Annotated in this window: 26 protein-coding genes and 1 pseudogene; 18 read left to right on the top strand and 9 right to left on the bottom strand. The window is 59.9% G+C overall.

Features of this window, described 5'->3' with window-relative positions:
* Positions 1 to 531 precede the first annotated feature (531 nt).
* Positions 532 to 684, top strand: a pseudogene (locus CRT23_RS21450) (ArsB/NhaD family transporter); the annotation flags it as partial.
* A gap of 19 nt (positions 685 to 703) precedes the next feature.
* Here the strand turns inward: CRT23_RS21450 and CRT23_RS21445 are convergent.
* Positions 704 to 943 (bottom strand): hypothetical protein, encoded by a 240-nt coding sequence (locus CRT23_RS21445; protein WP_103711712.1) that lies wholly within the window; start codon positions 941 to 943, stop codon positions 704 to 706.
* Positions 944 to 1,155: 212 nt separating this feature from the next.
* Between CRT23_RS21445 and CRT23_RS21440 the strand changes: the two genes are divergently transcribed.
* Positions 1,156 to 1,908, top strand: a complete 753-nt coding sequence (locus CRT23_RS21440; RefSeq protein WP_103711711.1) for an IS6 family transposase — start codon at positions 1,156 to 1,158, stop codon at positions 1,906 to 1,908.
* 361 nt (positions 1,909 to 2,269) lie between these two features.
* Complete coding sequence (locus CRT23_RS21435) at positions 2,270 to 2,698, top strand: DUF1810 domain-containing protein (RefSeq protein WP_103711710.1); 429 nt, start codon at positions 2,270 to 2,272, stop codon at positions 2,696 to 2,698.
* A 928-nt stretch (positions 2,699 to 3,626) separates the two neighbouring features.
* On the opposite strand, the gene CRT23_RS21430 is transcribed toward CRT23_RS21435, so the two are convergent.
* From CRT23_RS21430 to parA, 3 genes are read right to left on the bottom strand one after another with little or no spacing between them, the layout of a single operon-like run.
* Positions 3,627 to 4,871 carry a replication initiator protein A gene (locus CRT23_RS21430; protein WP_103711709.1) on the bottom strand — a complete coding sequence of 415 codons (1,245 nt, stop codon included), beginning with the start codon at positions 4,869 to 4,871 and terminating at the stop codon, positions 3,627 to 3,629.
* Between the two features lie 48 nt (positions 4,872 to 4,919).
* A complete protein-coding gene (locus CRT23_RS21425) occupies positions 4,920 to 5,222 on the bottom strand; it encodes a hypothetical protein (RefSeq protein WP_103711708.1) in 303 nt (100 codons plus the stop codon).
* Entirely contained in the window at positions 5,219 to 5,881 is a 663-nt protein-coding gene (parA, locus tag CRT23_RS21420; RefSeq protein ID WP_103711707.1) for a ParA family partition ATPase, read from the bottom strand. The genes CRT23_RS21425 and parA overlap by 4 nt, the downstream gene beginning before the upstream one ends.
* 553 nt (positions 5,882 to 6,434) lie before the next feature.
* Between parA and CRT23_RS21415 the strand changes: the two genes are divergently transcribed.
* The 6 genes from CRT23_RS21415 to CRT23_RS21395 all read left to right on the top strand — a co-directional run bounded on the left by CRT23_RS21415 (position 6,435) and on the right by CRT23_RS21395 (position 9,046).
* Positions 6,435 to 6,761, top strand: coding sequence for a type II toxin-antitoxin system RelE/ParE family toxin (locus CRT23_RS21415; RefSeq protein WP_103711706.1), 327 nt, complete (start codon positions 6,435 to 6,437; stop codon positions 6,759 to 6,761).
* On the top strand, positions 6,761 to 7,078 hold the full coding sequence (locus tag CRT23_RS21410) for a transcriptional regulator (RefSeq protein ID WP_103711705.1): 318 nt from the start codon (positions 6,761 to 6,763) through the stop codon (positions 7,076 to 7,078). Before CRT23_RS21415 ends, CRT23_RS21410 begins: the two co-directional genes overlap by 1 nt.
* Before the next feature lie 265 nt (positions 7,079 to 7,343).
* The gene (locus CRT23_RS21405) at positions 7,344 to 8,096 is read left to right on the top strand and encodes an IS6 family transposase (protein WP_103711704.1); all 753 of its coding nucleotides are present in this window, start codon (positions 7,344 to 7,346) and stop codon (positions 8,094 to 8,096) included.
* 42 nt (positions 8,097 to 8,138) lie between these two features.
* Complete coding sequence (locus CRT23_RS28600) at positions 8,139 to 8,291, top strand: hypothetical protein (protein ID WP_181017420.1); 153 nt, start codon at positions 8,139 to 8,141, stop codon at positions 8,289 to 8,291.
* Positions 8,288 to 8,539 carry a hypothetical protein gene (locus CRT23_RS21400; protein WP_103711703.1) on the top strand — a complete coding sequence of 84 codons (252 nt, stop codon included), beginning with the start codon at positions 8,288 to 8,290 and terminating at the stop codon, positions 8,537 to 8,539. The genes CRT23_RS28600 and CRT23_RS21400 overlap by 4 nt, the downstream gene beginning before the upstream one ends.
* Positions 8,540 to 8,638: 99 nt before the next feature.
* Positions 8,639 to 9,046: a response regulator gene (locus tag CRT23_RS21395; RefSeq protein ID WP_103711702.1), complete on the top strand. Its 408-nt coding sequence runs from the start codon at positions 8,639 to 8,641 to the stop codon at positions 9,044 to 9,046.
* Between the two features lie 1,418 nt (positions 9,047 to 10,464).
* Here the strand turns inward: CRT23_RS21395 and CRT23_RS28595 are convergent.
* Positions 10,465 to 10,629 carry a hypothetical protein gene (locus CRT23_RS28595; protein ID WP_181017419.1) on the bottom strand — a complete coding sequence of 55 codons (165 nt, stop codon included), beginning with the start codon at positions 10,627 to 10,629 and terminating at the stop codon, positions 10,465 to 10,467.
* A 479-nt stretch (positions 10,630 to 11,108) separates the two neighbouring features.
* Here CRT23_RS28595 and CRT23_RS21390 point away from each other — a divergent pair, with 479 nt between their 5' ends.
* From CRT23_RS21390 to CRT23_RS21380, 3 genes are read left to right on the top strand one after another with little or no spacing between them, the layout of a single operon-like run.
* Positions 11,109 to 11,393 (top strand): hypothetical protein, encoded by a 285-nt coding sequence (locus CRT23_RS21390; protein WP_146056451.1) that lies wholly within the window; start codon positions 11,109 to 11,111, stop codon positions 11,391 to 11,393.
* 16 nt (positions 11,394 to 11,409) lie between these two features.
* A complete protein-coding gene (locus tag CRT23_RS21385; RefSeq protein ID WP_103711700.1) occupies positions 11,410 to 11,625 on the top strand; it encodes a hypothetical protein in 216 nt (71 codons plus the stop codon).
* A gap of 34 nt (positions 11,626 to 11,659) precedes the next feature.
* Positions 11,660 to 11,878: a hypothetical protein gene (locus CRT23_RS21380; RefSeq protein WP_103711699.1), complete on the top strand. Its 219-nt coding sequence runs from the start codon at positions 11,660 to 11,662 to the stop codon at positions 11,876 to 11,878.
* Between the two features lie 321 nt (positions 11,879 to 12,199).
* On the opposite strand, the gene CRT23_RS21375 is transcribed toward CRT23_RS21380, so the two are convergent.
* From CRT23_RS21375 to CRT23_RS21365, 3 genes are all read right to left on the bottom strand, one after another.
* Positions 12,200 to 12,466: a hypothetical protein gene (locus CRT23_RS21375; RefSeq protein ID WP_103711698.1), complete on the bottom strand. Its 267-nt coding sequence runs from the start codon at positions 12,464 to 12,466 to the stop codon at positions 12,200 to 12,202.
* A 109-nt stretch (positions 12,467 to 12,575) separates the two neighbouring features.
* A complete protein-coding gene (locus CRT23_RS21370; RefSeq protein ID WP_103711697.1) occupies positions 12,576 to 13,067 on the bottom strand; it encodes a PilZ domain-containing protein in 492 nt (163 codons plus the stop codon).
* An 859-nt stretch (positions 13,068 to 13,926) separates the two neighbouring features.
* Positions 13,927 to 14,169, bottom strand: coding sequence for a hypothetical protein (locus CRT23_RS21365; RefSeq protein WP_103711696.1), 243 nt, complete (start codon positions 14,167 to 14,169; stop codon positions 13,927 to 13,929).
* 528 nt (positions 14,170 to 14,697) lie between these two features.
* Between CRT23_RS21365 and CRT23_RS21360 the strand changes: the two genes are divergently transcribed.
* From CRT23_RS21360 to CRT23_RS21335, 5 genes are all read left to right on the top strand, one after another.
* Positions 14,698 to 15,345 carry a ParA family protein gene (locus CRT23_RS21360; protein ID WP_103711695.1) on the top strand — a complete coding sequence of 216 codons (648 nt, stop codon included), beginning with the start codon at positions 14,698 to 14,700 and terminating at the stop codon, positions 15,343 to 15,345.
* Positions 15,345 to 15,692, top strand: a complete 348-nt coding sequence (locus tag CRT23_RS21355) for a hypothetical protein (RefSeq protein ID WP_103711694.1) — start codon at positions 15,345 to 15,347, stop codon at positions 15,690 to 15,692. The genes CRT23_RS21360 and CRT23_RS21355 overlap by 1 nt, the downstream gene beginning before the upstream one ends.
* Before the next feature lie 689 nt (positions 15,693 to 16,381).
* Positions 16,382 to 17,083, top strand: a complete 702-nt coding sequence (locus tag CRT23_RS21350; RefSeq protein ID WP_103711693.1) for a hypothetical protein — start codon at positions 16,382 to 16,384, stop codon at positions 17,081 to 17,083.
* A 104-nt stretch (positions 17,084 to 17,187) separates the two neighbouring features.
* On the top strand, positions 17,188 to 17,388 hold the full coding sequence (locus CRT23_RS21345) for a hypothetical protein (protein ID WP_103711728.1): 201 nt from the start codon (positions 17,188 to 17,190) through the stop codon (positions 17,386 to 17,388).
* 1,268 nt (positions 17,389 to 18,656) lie between these two features.
* On the top strand, positions 18,657 to 18,911 hold the full coding sequence (locus CRT23_RS21335) for a hypothetical protein (protein WP_103711691.1): 255 nt from the start codon (positions 18,657 to 18,659) through the stop codon (positions 18,909 to 18,911).
* A gap of 347 nt (positions 18,912 to 19,258) precedes the next feature.
* Here CRT23_RS21335 and CRT23_RS21330 read toward each other — a convergent pair whose 3' ends face one another.
* Positions 19,259 to 19,549, bottom strand: coding sequence for a hypothetical protein (locus CRT23_RS21330; RefSeq protein ID WP_103711690.1), 291 nt, complete (start codon positions 19,547 to 19,549; stop codon positions 19,259 to 19,261).
* A 486-nt stretch (positions 19,550 to 20,035) separates the two neighbouring features.
* Between CRT23_RS21330 and CRT23_RS21320 the strand changes: the two genes are divergently transcribed.
* Complete coding sequence (locus tag CRT23_RS21320) at positions 20,036 to 20,569, top strand: MucR family transcriptional regulator (protein ID WP_103711688.1); 534 nt, start codon at positions 20,036 to 20,038, stop codon at positions 20,567 to 20,569.
* The last annotated feature ends 152 nt before the right edge of the window (positions 20,570 to 20,721 follow it).

Below are 20,721 nucleotides of genomic sequence, written 5' to 3'. Positions count from 1 at the left end.
TCGGGCTTCAGGTCTGGAGGGGCGACCGATCCGGATCGGCGGCAGCGACGAAGTTCTGCTGCAGGGACGGTTTCGCGAACGGCGCAACGCCGCTAAAGGGGCTCGTAGCCATGGTGGTATCCTTACTCGATACGACGGTGGTCAGGCCGCTGCTCGGTGCTCTAACACCAGTAGCGGCCGCTCTCTAAAGCGGACGCGACGTGCATAGGCTGGCCCGACTCAACCTGGTCCAGACCTGTACTGCTGGAAAGCCCTTCGGCGCGCTTTTTTGCGGATCCCGATGTGTGTTGACCAAGCGTGGTTAACCAGGAACCAGGCGCGATCACGCGATCCTTCCGATCACGTCGAGAAATCAGACGGCGATACGGACAGCTGGAGCGTCGCCGGGATCAGTCACGCGATGGAGGCCGCACCCAGTGTCGGACCGGCAGGGACCATCAGCACATAGATATGCGGAAACCGGTCGTTTTCTGCACACTGCTGACTTCCTTGCGGACGCAGTATTTAGAGTCGAATTTTTGCAGTGCTGCTTCCTACTTCGTCACCGCTCCGTTCGGCGTGCCGGTCTCCGTCGTCACCTGTGCCGGCGCGGCAGTACTTCTGCTGCTCGCGAACCGCAGCCGGGTCATTCCGATCCGCAAGGTGCTGGCCGGCGCACCCTGGCAGATCGTATTGTTCAGCCTCGAGGGACGGGAGCGTGGGTTCACTCAGCGTCGGAGTGGCTGATCATGGCGATGGTTGCGCTCAGGCGCTGCCTGTCCAGGGGAGCCACCTTCGTGCGTGGAAGCGCAGCGACGGGCTTCCGGTCGACCTGAGGCGCACGGGAGGCGATCACGGCCTGCTGCAGTTGGGTGCGAGCGGAGGCATCAGCCAGAACGAAGAGCCCGGCGACGACGCAGCCGGACAGGCAGGCGCTGACGATGAGGGCTGAGAGGCTGGGCATGCACACGATCCTGATGACGGCCTGATCGTAGCCGTCGAGCCGGGCCCGAGATGCAGCGGGAGGAACACGCTCGAAGACCGAACGATCTTATCCCCCGGCTCTCATCGCGGCGGGTGCCCTTCTGCGGGCCCTGTCGCAAACGCGAACGCGCGGGCGTTTACCCGACGTTGACCATACGGCCTGCATGGCGCCTCCGTTTTCGGAGGTCGCCTATGATTTTGTCCGCCATTGCCGCCAAGCTCAAGCAGCGCTCGAAGACCGACTTCAAGAGACGGCACTACGAGGCGGCGCTCATCGTACAGGCGGTCTCCTGGTACCTGCGATATCCGCTGAGCTACCGCGACATCGAGGAGCTGTTCCTGGAGCGCGGTGTCGAGGTCGATCACAGCACCCTGAACCGCTGGATGCTCGCATACGCGCCGCTGATCGAGAAGCGGCTGCGCCAGTTCCGCAAACCACATTGCGGATCGGTCCGGATCGACGAGACTTACATCAAGGTCCGTGGCGAGTGGCGCTACCTCTACCGAGCCATCGACAAGCACGGCAACCCGGTCGACTTCCTGCTCACTGCGAGCCGGGATCTCGACGCCGCCAAGCGCTTCTTCCGCAAGATGCTGGTGGACCAGCCACTTCTAGCGCCAGACCGGATCGGTACGGATGGCGCCAGTACCTATCCGACGGCCATCGCTGGGAGCCACAAGGAGGGCTTGCTGCCTCGCATGCCAGCCCACTACGTCACCAAACATCTGCAGCAGGGCATCGAGAGCGACCACTTCCGGGTCAAGAAGAACATGCCCCGGATCGGCGGCTTTCAATGCTTCCACACGGCCCGGCGCACTATCCAGGGCTTTGAGGCCATGCTCTGGTTGCGCAAGGGCTTTGGCTTTGCCGGCGTATGGACCGTCCGTGAACAGAACCAGCTGCTCGGGGTCTGCTTCGGACTTCAGGCGGTTAACAAAATCTAAAACGAGGCGGATCTGGCCTCTGCTGCGGCCTACGGCACGATATGCGACAGGCCCGTTGGACAGGACAACGACCGGCTTCACGGAGCTGGGTTCCACGCCATAAAAACGGTCGCCCCGCTGCGCGGGGCGATGCGGTCGCGCCTGTGGAGCGAGCCTTTCTACGCGCTGCGCGCGAGGGGGCCTCATTACCGGCCCCCGAACCCCTGCTAGGATTTTCTGGAAGGGTTAGGTTTTTGTTTTACACTCAAGCTACGAAACAGCCAGGGATGGCGATGGTCGTGAAGGGTTAGGGGCCACTCTGGCAACAGGGTGGCCTTTGCCATGGGAGGGACCTCGCGTCAGCTTGGGAAGTTGCTGTGCCATGACCGATCCTTTCGATCTCGCACGGTTCGTGGACGCTCAGGGCGCCACCTACCCGCAGGCCTTGCAGGAGCTGAAAGCAGGTTACAAGTGCAATCACTGGATGTGGTTCATCTTCCCGCAGGTCGCCGGACTCGGGTTCAGCGCGATGGCACAGCGCTTTGCGATCAGCGGCCTCGATGAGGCGCGGACCTACCTCCAGCATCCGGTCCTGGGCGAGCGCCTGCGGGTCTGTACTGCAGCGGTCAACGCAGTTACCGGGCGGACCGCACACCAGGTGTTCGGCTCCCCCGACGACATGAAATTCCGCTCCAGCATGACCCTGTTCGGGCGCGCTGAACCGGCCGAACCAGCGTTTCGGACGGCGATGGAGCGGTACTTTGATGAGCAGGAGGACCTGCGCACGCTGGAAAAGCTGAAAACTGGGTAACCGCAACCCCACATTTGCAGAAATACGATTTTCTGGTCGCACGCAGCGCCGGAAGCCCGGCCCAAATATGGGGCCGTTGCTCACGCAGCCGACCCGGTGGGGCCCAGACAGTTCAGCCGTCAGCCTCATGACTGCGAACAGGCTGGCGGCAGCCGACGTCCGCAGGAACAGCGGCCCTAGAATTTTCCTCCAGCAAGCCGCGGCGAAAGTTCATCGCCAGATACGGCACCTTTGCTGCTCGCGTTTCGCGGTCGCTCTGCGACCGCATCATCCCCCATCGCGCTCTGCGCGGTGACAACGCCTCTGAGGAGGGCTGTGGGCTGTTCTAAGGGCTCTGGCCTCACACCGTCGGTTCTGCCGCTCAGAACGGTTCCTGACGCCGCTCAGGCTGGTTCTGCCACTCACTGTCTCGCAGAGACTCTTCACGTCCGTCGCTAGGCGGATCCAGTTCGAGTTAGCCGTCGCAGGCGGCTTCCGTATCCGGTGGGGGAGCGAGTTTTCGCGCAGTGAAAAGGGGCGGGTTTTTTCGGTCACCATCGCAGTGGGGTTTTGTCAAAAACGATTCGGGCGGTTCAGCTGCGCTGGATTGATTAAGCGCACAAGCGGAGAGTTATCCACCGGTGCAGCGTTTTAGACAGTTTTCTAGGTTTTAAATAGTTTTAGGAGTTTTGCGCTTCGCCGGCCGACAGAAATTTATGATTTTTTACAGCACCTTAGCAATTAAAAAGATTGGTGATGTACGGTCCCCGAATTGGTGATGTACGGCTTGTCATTGGTAATGTACGGGATGTCATTGGTGATGTACGGTTTTCGATTGACGAAGTACGGTTTTGACAAAAGTTTTCCACAGGCTGGCGGGGACTTTCAGCCGCCAACCAGGACCATTGGCGAAGTACGGTTTTGACAAAAATGGCTGACAAAAACGCCTCTAGGCCAGTGGAAGCTCGGGCGCACCGGCACCACTGCCTAAAGGAACATCAGCCGCGTCGGGCTTCCGTTCGCGCATGACAAGAATGTCCTCGCGCTTCCCCTCAACGATCTCCAGGTCGTAGTCCGGGAACGGGAACACGCGGGTGCTGCTGACGAACTGGCGCACCTGAAAGGCGAACTGCGGCAGCCCCTGCAGGGAGCCGCTGCGCTTGTGCAACTCTTTCAGGCCATAACGGGCGATCCCGCTCTTGCCGGCCGCGCGGCGGGCCAGCCGGTAGATGAAGCGGCCGATCCCCTGCGTAATCAGGAAATACTCCGGGTTGAGGGTCAAGATTTGTGGGTTGCCCTTCTCGCGCACCACGCCGTTGTAGACCCAGTCGGGGATGCCGATTTCGACCTGATCGATGTTGCCCGTGGTGGTCTTGCTGATCACCTTGAACGTCTGGATCAGCGGCATTGCCACGACCTCGCGGCGGCTGCCGCCGGTCAGGTTGAGGATTTTGATGCGGGTGCCCTGTAGCCGGTCGAGCGCGGCTTCCAGGTCCTTGTACTGCTTGCCGCCGGAGCTGCGCCGGCAGAACTTCAGGATATGCGACGAACTGGGGCGGTAGACCCGGGCAGGCGCATCGGTGCGCAGGCCCTTGTCCTGGTTGAGACGGTAGCGCCGCGCCTCCTCGGCGAGGCTGGTGACCATGTGCAGGAAGATGTCGTAGTCGAACACCGTCGCGAGGCCCGCTGAAGCGCTCCCGTCGATGGTGATGATGCAATCCTTCAGCTCGTAGCGGATCTCCCCTCCCCGCTTGGCCTTGCCCAGTGAGAACGGCGCCACGTCCATCAGGTTGACGTCGTCCTTGAGCGGCGCGTCGTAGATGCTGGGCACGAAGAACGAGAGTTGGGAGTCGTCCTCGGGGGCTTCTCGCAACACGGGCGCCGGCAGCTCGGCGGTCAGGGCACCGACGATGTCGGGGCGCCGCTCGTTGAGTTTGACGGCCTCACCGAGGTCCCTGAGGGCCTGCTCCAGCGCGTTGGTTGGCTCCGGCGAGACCTTGAGGTCTGCCAGGCTGCGCCGGCTGTAGAAGCGCCGGAGACGGCTCAGGGCGTCCTTGCTGAGCTCGAGCGTCTCACGGCCGGTCCGGGCGCAGAACGTGTCGGCGAGCTCCTGCAGGTAGTCGTTTTTGGCGTGCAGCCCCAAGGCCCCGAACTGGTCGAGGGGCATCAGGTCGAGGCGGACAGGCTCGCTCACGTCAGCTTTTCCGGAAAATCGTAAAGGCGGATTTCTTCATCAGCGCAATTACGACGCCGGAAACTCGCGTTCGAGCAGGTCGCGCATCACGTCGGCCATCTTCTGACCGCGGGCGGCGCACTGCATCTTCACCCGGCGGTGCAGGCTTTCGGGCACGTCGATGGTGAAGCGGGACATCTTCTCCTTCGGTGCCTCAGCAGGCGCAGCCTCGACGGGCTTCAGGGCGGTCACGGTGCCCCCTTCCCGGTCGCTCGCAGGCTCGGCGCCACGGTTGGCGATCCAGGCGTCCGCACCGGTCGCCAGCTTCGAGGTTGGCACCTTGAACGATACCGACTTGCCACCCTTGCTCATGCGGCCTTCCTTTCTTTCTTGGTCTTGCTGCTGCCCTTGGTCAGCAGGAGTTCGTTGGCGAGCTGGGCCATCTCGATCGCGGCCTCGCTTTTAGGATCAGTTTCGATCACGGCCCTCCCCTGTGCCGCGCTTTCAGCATAGATCACCCGCTGGCAAAGGGCATTGGGCAGCACCGGAAAATCGAACTGCTCCAGCGCCTTAGCAACATCGCGCCCAATTGCCGTGTTTACGATTTTGCGATTAATCACAAAAACGGCTTTGATGTTTTCCTTAAACTGCTGGGCTTCGCGGATCAGCTGCACGGTGTCGGCCGAGGCCCACACGTCGTAGGGTGACGGCTGGACCGGGATCAGCACCACGTCACTCGCGAGGATCGCGGCACGCCCAAGGTCGTTCACCCGCGGCGCACCGTCGATGATCACCACGTCGTAATCGGCGGCCAGCTCCGGCAGGTCCTTGTGCAGGGTCGGCTTAGCCATGCTGATCACCGGGAACAGCGGATCGGCTTCTCGGGCGGACGACCAGGCCATTGAGCTGCCCTGGGGGTCGGCGTCGACCAGCAGCACCCGGCTGCCCGCCTTGGCGCAGACGGCAGCGAGGTTGGTGGCGATGGTCGTTTTGCCGACGCCGCCTTTCTGGTTGAGCACCCCGATGATCATGCAGCCGCCTTTCTGGATTTGTGCATTTCCGGTTTTACGATTTTCCGCAAAGCCGCTTCTGTAGGATTACGATTTCACACAAGCACGACCTTGCCAACGGTTGGTTAACGGCTTGTGCGAACAGTGTGCCGCAGGGGCCACATTTCTGGAAAGGCACAGACCCATAAAGTCGTATTTACGCCGCGCGGATGCGAAAGCACCGCCCTCTGGGTGGCGCGCAAAGCGGGGATCACCATCCCGGGCAGACCGCGAAGCAGGGTCCCACTGGGATGCTGGCGGCTGTACCCGTGGGGCCTGGTCCGTACAGCATCGCCCGGTGATGAGCCGAGGCCACCTGTCTCTGTCCCTCTATGCGGGCTCGCACCGGGCGAGCCTGACAGCGGCGATCCACCACAAAATCGTAAAAGCGGATTTACTGTTTTCTAAGCTGTCTCCCAGAAACCTGCCGCGCCTGCGGGCGGGGGCTGGGACTCTTAAAGCCTCTCCGGTGTACCTCGGGACCAGCAGCCTGTCAGAGCAGGCTTGATTGGTAACGTATATGGTACTATGTTAGATGGAGATCAGAGAGTTCCTAGACAGCCGCGGCGGCAGTCCGTTCGCCAGCTGGTTCGATGATCTGGATGCGCAGGCTGCCGCCAAGGTGACGGTCGCGCTGACCCGGATGGAACGGGGCAACCTCTCCAACGCCAAAGGCGTCGGGGGAGGGGTCCAGGAGTACCGGATCGACTGGGGCCCGGGCTACCGGGTGTATTTCGGGCAGGACGGAGACACGCTGATCATCCTCCTATGTGGCGGCACCAAGCGCCGGCAGCATGACGACATCGCCGAGGCGCAGGCGCACTGGGCGGAGTACAAACGACGGAAAAAGGAGGAGGGGTGATGGCCCTGACCCGCAGCTTCAAAGACACAGTAAAGGCGCGCGCTGAGCGCGACCCGGCGTTTCGGGATGCCCTGCTGACCGAGGCGGTCGACCTGTTTCTGGCTGGAGACCTCGACACCGGCAAAGCGGTCCTGCGCGACTACATCAACGCGACGATCGGCTTCGAGCGTTTAGCCGAGGAGACCGGCGCCTCGTCCAAAAGCCTGATGCGCATGCTCAGTCCAACCGGCAATCCTACCGCCAGCAACCTGTTCAGCGTGTTGAGCACGGTCCAGAAGGCGGCAGGCGTCCATCTTGCCGTGGCCGCCGGCCATTGACGGAAGCCTCGGGCCTCAGAACTGGAATGGGTAAAGCCTGAGGAACAAATCGCCGAGTGCCTTCCAGTGTCGGCGGCCAGGATCAGGCTCTATAAGTCCTGCCTGTAACCAACTGAGCGCCTGTCAACAGGCAAGAAAAAAGGCCGCTCCAAGGGGGGAGCGGCCCGAAGTCTAGGGGCCCTCTCTCAAACGCGCAGCGTTTACCCGGCGTTGACCATAGAGCCCGCAGAGCCCGCATGGCACCTCCCGTTTCGGAGGCCACCCCATGATCCTGTCCGCCATCGCCGCGAAGCTGAAGCAGCGTGCCCGGGCTGACTTCAAGGACCGGCACTACGAGGCGGCGCTGATCGTGCAGGCAGTCTTCTGGTACCTGCGCTACCCGCTGAGCTACCGCGACATCGAGGAGTTGTTCCTGGAGCGCGGGGTCGAGGTCGATCACAGCACCCTGAACCGCTGGGTCCTGGCCTACGCGTCCCTGATCGAGAAGCGGCTGCGCCAGTTTCGCCAGCCGCACTACGGGTCGATCCGGATCGATGAGACCTACATCAAGGTGCGTGGTAAGTGGCGCTACCTCTACCGAGCTGTCGACAAGCACGGCAATCCTGTCGACTTCCTCCTCACCACCAACCGCGATCACGACGCCGCCAAGCGCTTCTTCCGCAAGATGCTGACGGATCAGCCGCTGCTCGCACCCGACCGGATCGGCACGGATGGTGCCGGAACCTATCCGACGGCCATCGCTGGGAGCCACAAGGAGGGCTTTCTGCCCCGCATGCCGCTCCACTATGTCACCAAGCACCTGCAGCAGGGCATCGAGAGCGACCACTTCCGGGTCAAGAAGAACATGCCCCGCATCGGTGGCTTCCACTCGTTCACCACGACGCGCCGCACGATCCAAGGCTTCGAAGCCATGCTGTGGCTGCGCAAGGGCTTCGGCTTTGCCGGTGCGTGGACTGTCCGCGAGCAGAACCGTTTGCTCGCCATCTGCTTCGGACTTCAGGCGGTTAACAAACCCTGAAAACGTGGCAGATCCGGCTTCTGCTACGGCCTACGACACGGCTTGCGACAGGCGCTGGTGGAGCACCAGGGCGTCATGCTCGACGCATACCGCAAGGGTGAAGCTGCCAAGCCGAAGAAGGCCCGCAAAGGCGAGACGGTGCGAACTGGCGATCAGATACTGGCCGATCTGAAGGCGAGGGTCGCACACCTGTGAACCCGATCATCCTGACCGTTGTCCAAGACGACTCCGGGTTCCTCGTTCACGGCCCTGACGAGAAGGTCACCGTGAAGCCGTTCGAGGGGTTCGACGACGCCCTCGACTTCCTGTGCTGGTGCACGGTCAACCGCTGCGCCGCAGAGCCCTTGTTCAGCCTGCCGATCCACTACCGGGGTGGACGATGCTGGGTGATCAAGCCCGTGGATGAAGACGCAGCGTTCGCGCTGCGCATGCGGTGGCTCTGAAACCGGTAGGAGCCCCGAGAGGCTTGCTTGCGAGTTAACATAGATCACAGTTGATGCTGCTACTGGGGGAGCCATCGGCAACCTCAAGCGTAGCGCTTCATGCACCGGCTCGGATCATCACGCCCACCCTACGCCCTGGTCGTCGAAGGCCATGTACTTATACGCCTGGACGCCGCCAGCATCCTTGAGGATGCGGGCTTCAAGGTGCTCGATGTGACGACGGGTGATGAAGCCATGCACCTTCTGAATCAGCACGGGCGAGACCTCGCCTTGCTGTTCACTGCCGTGGGGCTCGACGGTCAATATGACGGATTTGCGCTGGCCCGTAAGACCGCCTCCGATCACCCCCACATCAGCATCGTTGTGGCTTCAGGTCATCACACGCCCGCTCCGGGCGATCTACCGGCCTCGGCTTGCTTCATCCAGAAACCGTTCAGTGCTGGGGTCATCCATGACCACCTCCGGCGCATTCTGCCGGACGACAAAAAACCAGAACCGTTAAAGTGAGACGAAAAAGGCCCGCCGGAGCGGGCCAAGGTTCTCGGTGCAAAACGATCCTGGGAGACCGAATTGGCAACAGGGACGGTGCCTCGAATGCTCCCAGCCGTCTAGGTAGTTCGCCACACGCTAATACAGTGTCGCAACTGCCCGTGAGATACATTTTCCGGGTACGCACGCCTCGCGCCCAATGCCGCCGCGCGCCGCGCTGCTTCCACGTCAACCATAGCTCCCAGACCTCCCACACCGACCATGGCAGCTATGGGACCTGGGGTAGCTCTGGAAAGCTCAGGAAGGGTGTGGTTCGCCTCGATCCGACAAGCTGGGTGAGGAAGCGAACGTGTCGGGGTTGGTTTGTCCGACAATGTCGGTGATCGTTCATCCTGCATCGTTACCCGACATTATGTCGGTTTTGTCAAGACCGTTTATACGACAATAGAAAACCAGTCAGCCTTTTACGACACGTCTGCCTTCGAGGGTGGGTGTCGGGTTGTCCGGTTAGAACGGGTGTCGATTATACGATCGAATATCCAACATATCGCTTAGGTTGCTGTTGGCCTCAGAGTGAGGCCGTGGTTCGGTGGAAAACAGCTCATTGGTAGGCAGGTGTCGAACAGGAACCGCAGGAGAGGTGCCAGCACCCTCCAATTGGCTCGGCGCAGACAGTGAACTGCATCAAAACGGCGGCGTTCTTTGCTAAAGGCGGAGGCGCATCATGCTGCTGATTGACGAGGTCCATGCGACTGGTAGGCGCCGTTTTCTCAGACGCACGTATATCGCGTGGCGATTTTTGGTTGTAGTTGCTCGTGATTTTTGGAGGCTTGGCACCAGCCGAGCAGCATCGCATTCGGATCAGCGACCTTAAATCCTAAAGCAGCCTTGCTCGACCGGTTTGAGCCTCAGGTGTAAGGTCGTATTTCCGATACAGATAGACGTATGCGCCGGGCGTCTTGGGGAAAGCCGGATTGATACTTGCGCCGCAGGCGCTTCAGCCCGGCGGACATGTTCTTCTTGCCGGGCGGCTGGCGGTGCATCTATCTCCCGATCACGCCGGGCGTCGTTCTAGGTGCGCAAGATCGAGAGCCCGACCTTGAGATCGCTGGTGATCTCTTAACGGAAGCGGCCATTCGTCTGGGCGAGCCGAATCACCTCCGCGAGAAACTCAGGTATGAACAGTTTCTCGAGTTCTGCCATTGGAGACCTCCTCCTTTGCGGAAAGAGTTCTCCACATCTCCCAAGCAAGCCCAGAGACGCAGATCCCAAGGCAGAGCGCCAGAAGAAGCGGCCAAATCAGCAGTAGGGCCAAACCGACCACAGCGATTTCGGCAGCCCGCTGGCTCAAACGCTTTAGAAGCTGAGCTTGACTAATCCACAAAACAGGACGGGTAAGGTTTAGCTCCGGAAACCTTGTAGTAAAAACGGGTATGTTAGAAGCTTGACTGTCGCGCATCATCTTGATCCAATTCTGCTTCAGACTGTTCCGGTGTGGTGATGAGGTTGCGCAGGCAGCCGAAAAACGTGGTGTTCCAAGGCGCGGTGGCCCCGTCCGCCAGCGTTGAGCGACTGAACTCGTTGTTGAAGGTCAGCTGCATGCCGGCTCGTGTCGCAACGATAGCAGGCGCTGACGTTGAGATCTGATCCACGGTAAGCCCCCGGTAGATTCATTATCCGAGAGTTTGCCCAGCACGCTTTAATCTGACCTGCGCACAATTATTAAAAATTGATACAACGCAGCAGCGAAGCTGCATTTGTTCCTTGCGAGTAAAAAATTCTAGACACGTTGGTTTCCAGATGATTGATGAGATCTGAATAATTTGCTTGCGATTTACTGGCTTTGGCATGAGTTTCACGAGACCGCGGTGGAGACGGTTCTGTAACTCTCAGTGAGCGCAGGTCTCTCGGAATTTTTAAATTTTGTGCAATCTTTCCTGATGTACCTGAGCGTCAGGCAACCGGTAGTTTTCCTGACTGCTACTGAAACTCGATCTTTTCCAGTTATCACTTGAAGGTAACGCTAACATAAGTGAATATGTCTTGGCCAATTTCTCATTGCCTATTGATTTCAATGGGATTGCTGATCATCATTAGTGATCAAGTTGAGCCTTTCCGGGGTCATACTGATCAAATGATAGAGCTGGCGCTGATGAAATCCTCGCCTGAGCAACCTGCATTGGATTTGGATCAACGCATCGCGGAGGCTGAAAACACCTTCGCGATGCTCACTCACCTAATCCTGAAGCTCTCCTTTCAGGAGCAGGACGCCAGCGAGGCGGAGAAGGCTCTCGGCGCCTGTCTGGAGAGGCTGACGCGTCTCCGGCTCCAACGGGCTGTCCTACCAACGCCGACCGGCTGGTAGCCTCACGAAGGAAGTCATGGAGAACTTCTGGGCGACCTTGGATCACCTCATTGACGAGGCAGAGGAGCGGCGTACCAAGCAGATGCTGCACATCGCCACTTTATTGGCGGGGGACGAAGACACGACCGAAGTCGAGGCGGAACTGCGCCAGATCGAGAACCTTCTGATGCGGATGCGCGCCCACCGATCCGCTGAGCCATCGCAGAGGAACGAGGTGTTGGCGGCAGGCTGATGATGCGATCGATCTCGGCTAGAAGGGGGTGAGCATGAACACGAACTGGATCGACGACGTACTGCGCTTGAACGCCCGTATTGTCGCCACGCGGACCATAGTCAGCGCTCAGGGCGATCGTATCCTTGAAATGCTCGAAGCGCGTGAGGATACCTCCCTCGCAGAGGCTCTGTTCAAATCCTACGGGCGACAACTTGCCTACCTGCGCATGATGCAGGCTGAACTGCTTCAGCAACCAGAAGCATCGAAATAAGGACATGTCGCAAATTCGTAGCGTTTGCTCCGCGTTTATCATGCAGCCTGCATCGCGATTGCCAGTTTAGACGACGTTCTGATTGTGCGAACAGTCTCTTGGTACCCGCGCCACCCACTTAGCTACCGCGATATCAAGAACAATTTTGGAGGCTCCGTAAACGCGCTTACGCAAATAGTCAGAGCGAGCGTCGCAAATCATGCTTCCTGATGCTTTACACGCGTCAAATAGCTTCATGGTGACGCTTAAATCTATCTATTTTTCTACTAAACCATTGATCCCACTCATCCTAAGGCGGATGCGAGCGCTAGAATTTCACCGCTAAATGAGCCATTCGGAATTGAGGTGGGAAGCGTTTATAGAGGGCGTATGCAGATCCGATACAAGGTCCTCTAAAGTTCCGCGTGAGGGCTCCTGGCAGCCACCTGCGGAGGAGAACGCCACTAGCGTGTAGGCCGCAATCAACTGCGCGACAGCCGGGTCCACGTGCTCGCCCAGCAGGAGCTGAACGGCTTGGCTTGCCCCCTCGGCGGCGGCCAACAAAGCCTCATCCTGGAAGAAGGCGTGTTCCGGCACTTCGACGCTCATTGTCCCTTGCCTTTGCTGTCAGCACGTTGGCAGGCGTCTGAGCGCCCGCTGCCCAACAACATCGGTGGACTGCCACGTCGTCGCGCTGCGTCGCTCAGTCGATGTCCGTTCAAGCTGCAATACTGGGACGCCGGCAGGGCTCGTGCGGCTGCCCTAGAAGTTCAGGCTGCGTAGCGTGCTGCCAACTCATTGCATTACGGCGCTCGATCAGCTCCATGATGGCGTTCACCGTTTGACGAAGGCGGACCCTGGTCATCGTGGCTTCGCCCTTTAGAGCCGGGCTGATCGCCTCGAATAACAGCTCCTCCTTGAACGCATGCTCGGTGAGGATCTCCTCGACCTCGTGGCGAACAGGATCGAGAAACTCAACGCCAAAGCCGTCCGCTTCGCGCCGAGCGATGCGGCACGCACGCGGTAAGCTGCTCATACCGATCGAGAGATCAAAGTTCGCCGGTATGGAGCTGTGCTTGGGCGTACGCACGAAGCTGCCGTGGGTTGAGATATCTGTAATCACACAAGGGATTGGAGTGCTTGAGCGCGGCACGAAGATACGGGCATCTAAATTGCATTGTTGCCGTGGAAGGCGCCTCCGTTCCAACATTGCACATCTCCAAAATGTTGCCAATATACATCAGCTTCACTCTAATATCCGGGCCGATTTATTAATGACGAGTAAAATTTCACAGCTAAATAAATCGGGATGCGTACGGAACTTTTTAGAGGGTGGCACACCCGACTTCACGTTGCGAACCATGAACGGGCGCAAAGCATGCTCCGTAAACCTCAACAACGAACGTAGTCCAAGTTGCCTCAACCCCCGATCCGGAAGTTCGAAGCCGTAACGGGGTTTAGTGTGAGACGCTGCTCGGCCTAATTCCACCACCGGTACCGCTTCTGCCCAGCCGCGGCGAGGCGTCGTCGCCGCAAGCGATGCGCCGGCTAATCCGCTGCTTACGAGGGCCAAGGGCGCAGGCTTCGACGTGAAGGTGAGGGCGGCCGTACCCTGGGTACTAATAGCTAGGAGGGTACATCGCATGTGTGCCTCTGGTGTTCGCAGGTCAGTCCCGGATCGGCCCGTGCCTTCGTATCGAGTCCCGAACCGCCGCTCGTCCGGCTGGCTCCATCGAGCTGCGAACGACAACCCCGTACCGCATGTAGCGCCGTATAAGTTCGCCCTGCTGCTTACGGGTACGGCGCTGGTTGGCTCTCTCTCCCTTCTCGCGGCGCTATCCCAGGCGTGATCGCGCCCGCTCCGACGATGTCGGCTGCTGCCACAACGATCGGCGGGTGCGTCGCACTCATGGGACGGCTGCGTCGGCGTAGGTATTTCGCCACGCGGCAGAACGCCGAACCCGTAGGCTGACTGATCGTTATGTTGATCGCGGACCGGCCACCACGCTCGGGAGGGGGAGCTTTGCTCGCCCAGCGCGATGGTCGGTCTGCATCAGCCCTCCCCCGCCTCAGCTTCCGCCCTTATCCCGCAAGGCCGCTCGAAGGTCCGGCAGCGCCGCAATCCCAATTGCGATCCGCCGTGCTTCGTCCTTCGACATGCGCTCAGCCATTGAGGCTCGGCGCTCAGCGTCGGCGCAGTAATAGACGTAAGCGACCGCAAAGCCGTTCGCGTCCTCGATGCGGAACGCTTCCTCAAGCTCGACGGCGGTCCAGGGTGCGGGGAAGCGGCGGGTCGTTAGGCCATCACCCATGCCAGCACCAGGATGGCGCTCAGGAAAATCCCGTAAGTCAGCACCACGGCGGCAATCTCGCGGTGCCGGCGCAAGACGGATGGTGTGAGCAACATGGAATGGGACCAGGAGCGGATGCGCTCCTCAATGTGCCCCTGCTACCCCATCGATTTCATGCTTAAAGGCTGTGGAACAAACCAAAAACATCTTGCGTGGCGCAGCAGTCACATAAGGGTGGGTACGGGACTTTGGCCCACCCGCAGGAGCCCGCCTTGTGCCTCTCGACAAGGATCAGATTAGCGCTCGCCTGGATCACTGATCGCTCCAGCCACCGCTGCCGTCAGAGCCGCAGTCATCATGCCGATGAAGGTCGCGGTGATCATCTCTCAGGGCCCTTTGAGGTGTGACGTGGACGCATCAAAGCGTCCGCACCCGCATATGTCCAGCTATTCGTTTACGGAACGTTAACCGTAAGGTGGACTCCTGATTGCCGTATGAAAGATAGCGTCTTGCGACTAGATTTGCGCTATCAAACGGGCAGATTGCATCATGGCAGAGCTGATTGGATTGGCATCCACGAAGGGCGGCGTGGGTAAAACCACCATCGCGCTGAACCTTGCGGCGGTGATGGCGCGCCGGGGTGATCGCGTCCTCGTGCTCGATGCGGATCCCGCCGGCCATGCTGCTGCAGTTGCCGAGATCGGCGCGCTGCCGTTTCCGGTCCAAGCTCTCCTGCTTGAGGAGGTCGAGGCCAAGGCCGTCGCTGCCTGGACGAAGGCTGTCCGCTCCACGGATGTCGACTTCGTCATCCTCGACGCGCCTGGAGCGCTCGGGCCAGCGTTCGGTGCGGTGCTCGCAATCGCGGATCTTGTGTCGGTCCCCGTGGGTGCGAGCATGCTCGACATCCGGGGAGCGGCCGAAACGGTTGGGATCGTGCGCCGACACCGGAAGGCCGGCGGGAGAGGGCGCCCGGATATCCTCGTTGTGCCGTCCAGGGTAGACCGGCGCACCGGATCGGGCCGGGATGTGGTTGCGACCCTTGCCGGTCTGACCGAGCCGGTGGCACCTCCCATCACCTTAAAGGCCGTGGTTGTTGATAGCCTTTCGGCCGGTGAGGCTGTGCCGGGAGATAGCCCGTCCGGCATTGAGTTTGCCGCTCTCGCCGATGCCGTCCGTGTTCGCTTGGAGACCCTGTGATGTCCACGAAGTCCCCCACCAAGGCCGGCATGGATGCCGAGGCCGTGGCCCGGATGATGGCCGCGCAGAACGACGAAGATCAGGACCAGGTCGGCACCGTGCTTGAAGAGATTGCCCAGGCGGCACCCGCTCAACCCACGCCAGCCGAGCCTCGGGCTAAACACGACGCCCACGCGTTTGACCCCGGCAAGGTCGATGGGCGGACCCTACGCAAGACCGGCCGCGAGCCGTTCGCCACCCGGATCAAGCCAGAGACCCACGAGGCCCTTCGGCGGATCGCCTACACCCGCCGCATCACAATCGCGGAAGCCCTCGAAAGCGCTGTGGCTGCATATGATGGCAGCTAGATTTCTGGTCGCATGATAGGCGCAAGATAGAAGATTTATAGCAGTATGATACCGCTCTTCATTCGCAATAATCGGGTGGGGGCGAGATTGGACTACCTCTTCTTGGCTGTCATCTTGGGTGTCTTCTTGACCACCTTCTTGTCCGCTTCCTTGTCAGCCTGCTCCTTAGCGAGCCGAAGGGCCTTGAGGCGCACTGTCTTATCCTCGGTGGCCCGCTGGGTTGCCTCGTAATCGGCTCTGGCCTCGCCTCCTTCGCGGGCCTTCTCCAGGTGCTTCGCAGCCTTCGCTTCGCGACGATCCTAATCGCCGCTGTCATCGCTGGTCATGGTGCTCGCCTTCCTGCTGGTGATGGATCGGGACGGGGCTACCGTTGACTTAACCATGCCCGCCACGCGACATGGGATGTTAGGCTGCGTTCGCCCTTCGAGACGAGTCGTGGGCCTACCACCATTAGGGATTAGCGCCGCGAGAAAGACCTAAGCCCAAAACGCCAACGGCCCCACCCTGGCAGGGGTGAGGCCGTCGAAATTGATGAGGTCTGGGAGACCGCTTTTCAACTCCCCAGACATCATAACACCAGTCAGGAGTCAATCGGGATCGCTTCCCGAGACGATGGCGCTTTGCCTTTTGCCGGGTATCCACATCGTGGAAGCCCTTGCTTTGCCGCGGCCCAAGCAGGGCTGAGGACGATGTTTGCTGAGGAAATCCGGCGAGCGGCTGAGGTTGCGCCGCGTGTGAAACTGCCTGAAGTGGCAGCGCTGCTGTGGCGTGCCTTCGGCGCCGGGCAAGTGACAGAAACTGAAGCCGAGGCGCTGTCCAACCTCATCGAGGCACGAAAGGTCGCTCCAACGCTCATAGGAGCCCCCAGGAGGGCCGTGGGCTCGCGACCGCGCACTGATGCCTCGATGGCGCGCCGACGCCGCTGGGCCGCCTCTGGGCGGCTGCCCCCAGCCATCGCAACACGGTTCACCCTGGCAGAGACCGCCGTCCTCGCCGTTGTAGCTTGCGAGATCGTCCGGCGCGACGATTGTCGGATGTGCATCGACCACATTGCTGCGGTTGCCGGCGTGAGCCGCAGCACCGTGAAGAACGCTCTGCGACAGGCCCGCACGCTGGGTTTGCTCACTATCGAGGAGCGGGCGCAGACGGCATGGCGCAATCTGTCGAACGTCGTGCGGATCGTGTCGCAGGAGTGGACCGCCTGGATGCGGCTGGCCCGCCGAACCTTACCTCAAGGGGGAGGGGTCAAATCCGTGACCCGCACGAATACTCAAGAGCTAGAACTCCGGGGAAAGCAAAGGTTACAGCCCTCCAAGAAGCTGCCGGAACGGCAGGGTCGCCTTCAGGCAAGCGGCTCACGAAAAGCCGCGCAGGTGGCGAAGCTCGGCTAATCCATGCCGTGAGCAAATGAGAGCAGACGATCTGACGAACGAGGCTGATGGAGCGTTTCAGGGACGGTCCTTCCGTGCCGCACACTCTGATGGAGATACCCCCGATGAAGAAGCTCGCCGCTGCCACCGTGACCCTACTCATCCTGACTGCCGCACCCGCCTTCGCCATGAGCTGCTGTGGTGGAAGTAAGGGTAAGGCTGCGATGTGCGGGAAGAGCGACATGGCGATGAACCACGCTGGCATGAAGGCCAAGAAGGGCTGCTGCTGCGAAAGTATGGGCGGCAACATGAGCAAGCGAGGCTGAAGCCTATCTTGTCACGCAAGACCCTCCTCCTACACAAACGAAGGCATGGGCGAGGTGGCACCGGGGGAACTCAGGCGAAACCGGCTAAAAGGTTGGTGTCTCAGAAGTTTCCAGCAAATCAGCGGGACTCGGATTTATCAGATGTAGTTGCGGGGGCCCCACGCCATCGCGGAACGTTATCCGCACCGATATGCGTTTTGAATTTTCCCGGGAACCTTTTCGTAACCCTAGCCATTGCGGGGCTGATAAAATCCAGACGGGGAGAGCCGATGTCTGACCACGCCATCACTGACGGCCAAATTATCCCAGCCGTGAGCAAGCCGCCTCGGGACTACGCTGCTGTACTCGTTCTAGGATTTGGTGCGCTCGTGACCTTAGCTTGGCTGGGTTTACTCGGGCGTGGAGCCCTCTGGCTTATTGGCTACTAGTCACAAGGCGACGCGGTCCACTCATCGGGCCAGTACGGGGCTCCCACAGCGAGTTCAAGGAAGATCGCTAGACATGCGAGATGGACCGTGACGTAAGCGAGCATGAACGGGCCTCGGGTTTGCTCCGCGACCCCTCAATGGCGCGACTACGTAGTATCCTGCATTTACAAGGGCACTGAGCAACCCTTGAGCAACGAATGATGCAAAATCGCACCTGCCTAGGAGCCTCCCATCGCCAAGGTCGCTACCCAGACATCATTCGCCGATCCCTGTGAAAGCCGCTGAAAGGTCGACAGCACTCGGCGTAGCGGCTGCTCCCTCCAGGCCCCAGTCAAGGGCTAGCACCATGGATCCGGCGAAGAGCATGACCAGCAGCAGGTCGGTGATACGCTCCGCATGTCGCCTCTGCGTATGAATGAAAGCGCAGCCCAACGTGAAGGTCGCTGCTTCGGTTACAGCTAGGGACAAGGCCATGCTCGTTCGCTCTCTCTGATACAGAGGTAGGGAAAGCTACAGCGAGGTGCTTGGGTTCACGACCCTCCTTCTGCTCAAACGAAAGGCCGAAGGGGTGCCAAGGGGGGACAAAGGTTCAACCGGGTTGGGCGGTTGGGGTTTCGGAAGTCTGCAGCATTTTCAGCCGATCCATTCACCAACCCACATTTGATAGACAACTAGAAACACATCTGCTTTATTACTGCCCAACTATAAATTACGATTGTTTGATATATCATATTAATTATAGGATCAATTACCTTTCATTGTCCTTAAGTAAAATTTAACTGATAGGCTGCGACTCTAAGCTCTGCCCTACGAAATAATAACATCTGAATAATTTTAGGGATGGTGGCTATTAAAGGTATTGCGGCTATGAACAGAGCAGATCGAGCTTGGCTGCTAGACCGTTACATCGCTGAGGCTGAGAAGGTTGCGGAAACATTGAACCGTCAGTTGCTGGACCTGATCGAGGTGAACGGTAACGCTTGGTCAGAACGGACCCGCCTTGCTGACCTGAACGAGAAGCTGCTCGACCTGCGGTACGAACGTGCGGCGCTCGATAGTGAGTATCCGGCGATCCCTCTCCTAATGTGTGCCTGAGCCAACCTGATGGGCCTGTCGCAAACGTTCGTCGGTCGAAATAATCTTCTCTGAACAAGGCGTTGCAACGCCTACGCATCGCCTGCTTGCCCGCTTCACCGAAGCCAGTGAAGCTGTCTGACGGGGTCAACACCCTCTCATCGAACCAGGGTGCACCCACGCTGAGAGCATATTTTGCTGCGGCAAAAATCTTTGCGACAGGCCCCGTGAACACGGTCCCTACCGCTGAGCGGAACCTGTCACCATCTGGCTCCGCTCGGCAGGCCAACCGAAATGCTGATTACATGGCGATCTCGTACCGAGGGCAAGGACATTCCTGACATCAGCATATGAGAAGATGAACTATGTCAGACTCGCGATCCTAGGTCAGCGTCTGAAGCCACGCGAAGTGCGTGCATCTGTAGCATCACGCTCTCAACGGCCGCTCGAGTGTATTCCTCGATGAGCTCCTCTAGAATCTCCATCCCCCGAAAGCGCTGTGCCTCGCCTTGCAGGTTGACCCCCAGCAGATCGATGAGATTTTGGACCTGAGCGTCACCTACGCTCTTGCCGTGCATGAGTGTCGCTAACTCTTCGCCATAGAGCTCACCAGCCTTGAGGCCGGCGGCTCGCCACCGGTCGCGTTCAGCATCTGTCATGGCCAGTCCTTAGCCTGCTCCGTAGCCGCCCTCCTTATTGGTCGGGTGCTAGCTCGGCGAGTGGTCGTCGTATCCTCCCGTTTCCGGGCCTTTGTCCTCAGGAGGCTCGACGCGACCAGGTGAAGTCGGGCCGGCATCTGCAGGGTCATCCGTTACCTGGGGCGTGACCAGAGGCTTACCCTTCGGCGGGACGTTGAGGACACCGGATAATATCTTCGCCTTCGAACTCACAGCGCTTTCCCTCCGCATTGCCTATGCAAGTGAAGAGGCAGAGCCGCGTCCCGTCCCCTATGAGTTGAGAGCGCGTATGGGCCATCAAGGATTGCTGCCGTTACCGCTGAAAGGATTACGGCAACGCTCTCGGCAAAGTTCAGCGTCGTACAGTGGATAAGCCTACCCTGATAAATGACTTTGAACATCGAGGCTTGATTATTGCGCACCGTCACGTCTTAGAGAGTGATCATTTTTTCTGAAGGAGATCACCACATGGACGAAAGCACCCTGAACATGCCGACTGACCACATTGAGCTGACCGCAGACATCGTGTCAGCCTTCGTGTCGAACAATCCTGTTCCGGTAAGCGAACTGGCCAACCTTCTTACCAGCGTACACACTGCTCTCAGCGGCCTTGCTGCGGGCGGATCAGCGGCGTCGCAGAAGGACGAGGTCGAGAAGCCGACGCCGGCGCAAATCAAAAAGTCGATTACTCCGGGCGCACTCATCAGCTTCGAGGACGGCAAGCCCTACAAGGCACTACGCCGGCATTTGACACTTCGCGGCCTGACTCCCGAGGCATATCGAGCGAAGCACGGCCTCTCTGCCGACTACCCGATGACCGCAGCTAGCTACTCGGCTCAGCGCTCTGAGCTCGCACGCGCTCTGGGGCTCGGCAACAGCCGGAAGAGTCAGACCAAGGCTGCGGCAAAGGCCGCAGAGCCGGAGGAGACTGTCTCGGCGGCTTCCGCTGAAGCGAAGCCGAAGCGCGCTGGACGGCCGCGCAAGGCAGCTGCCGCAGAATGACCTGGATGAGAGGCGGCAACTGTTAGGCTGCCGCCTCTGGCTACGGACTACGACGAAATGAGCTTGGGCCGGGCAACCGCTTGCCGACCCTGAGGTGTCCTCGCTCCTGCTGCCACCATGTGGGGGATAAATGCAGAACCCATTTCTCGGGC

It is taken from the genome of Methylobacterium sp. V23 (genome assembly GCF_002917135.1).
Classification (GTDB): Bacteria; Pseudomonadota; Alphaproteobacteria; order Rhizobiales; family Beijerinckiaceae; genus Methylobacterium.
This window is presented reverse-complemented; position numbering and strand designations above follow the sequence as displayed.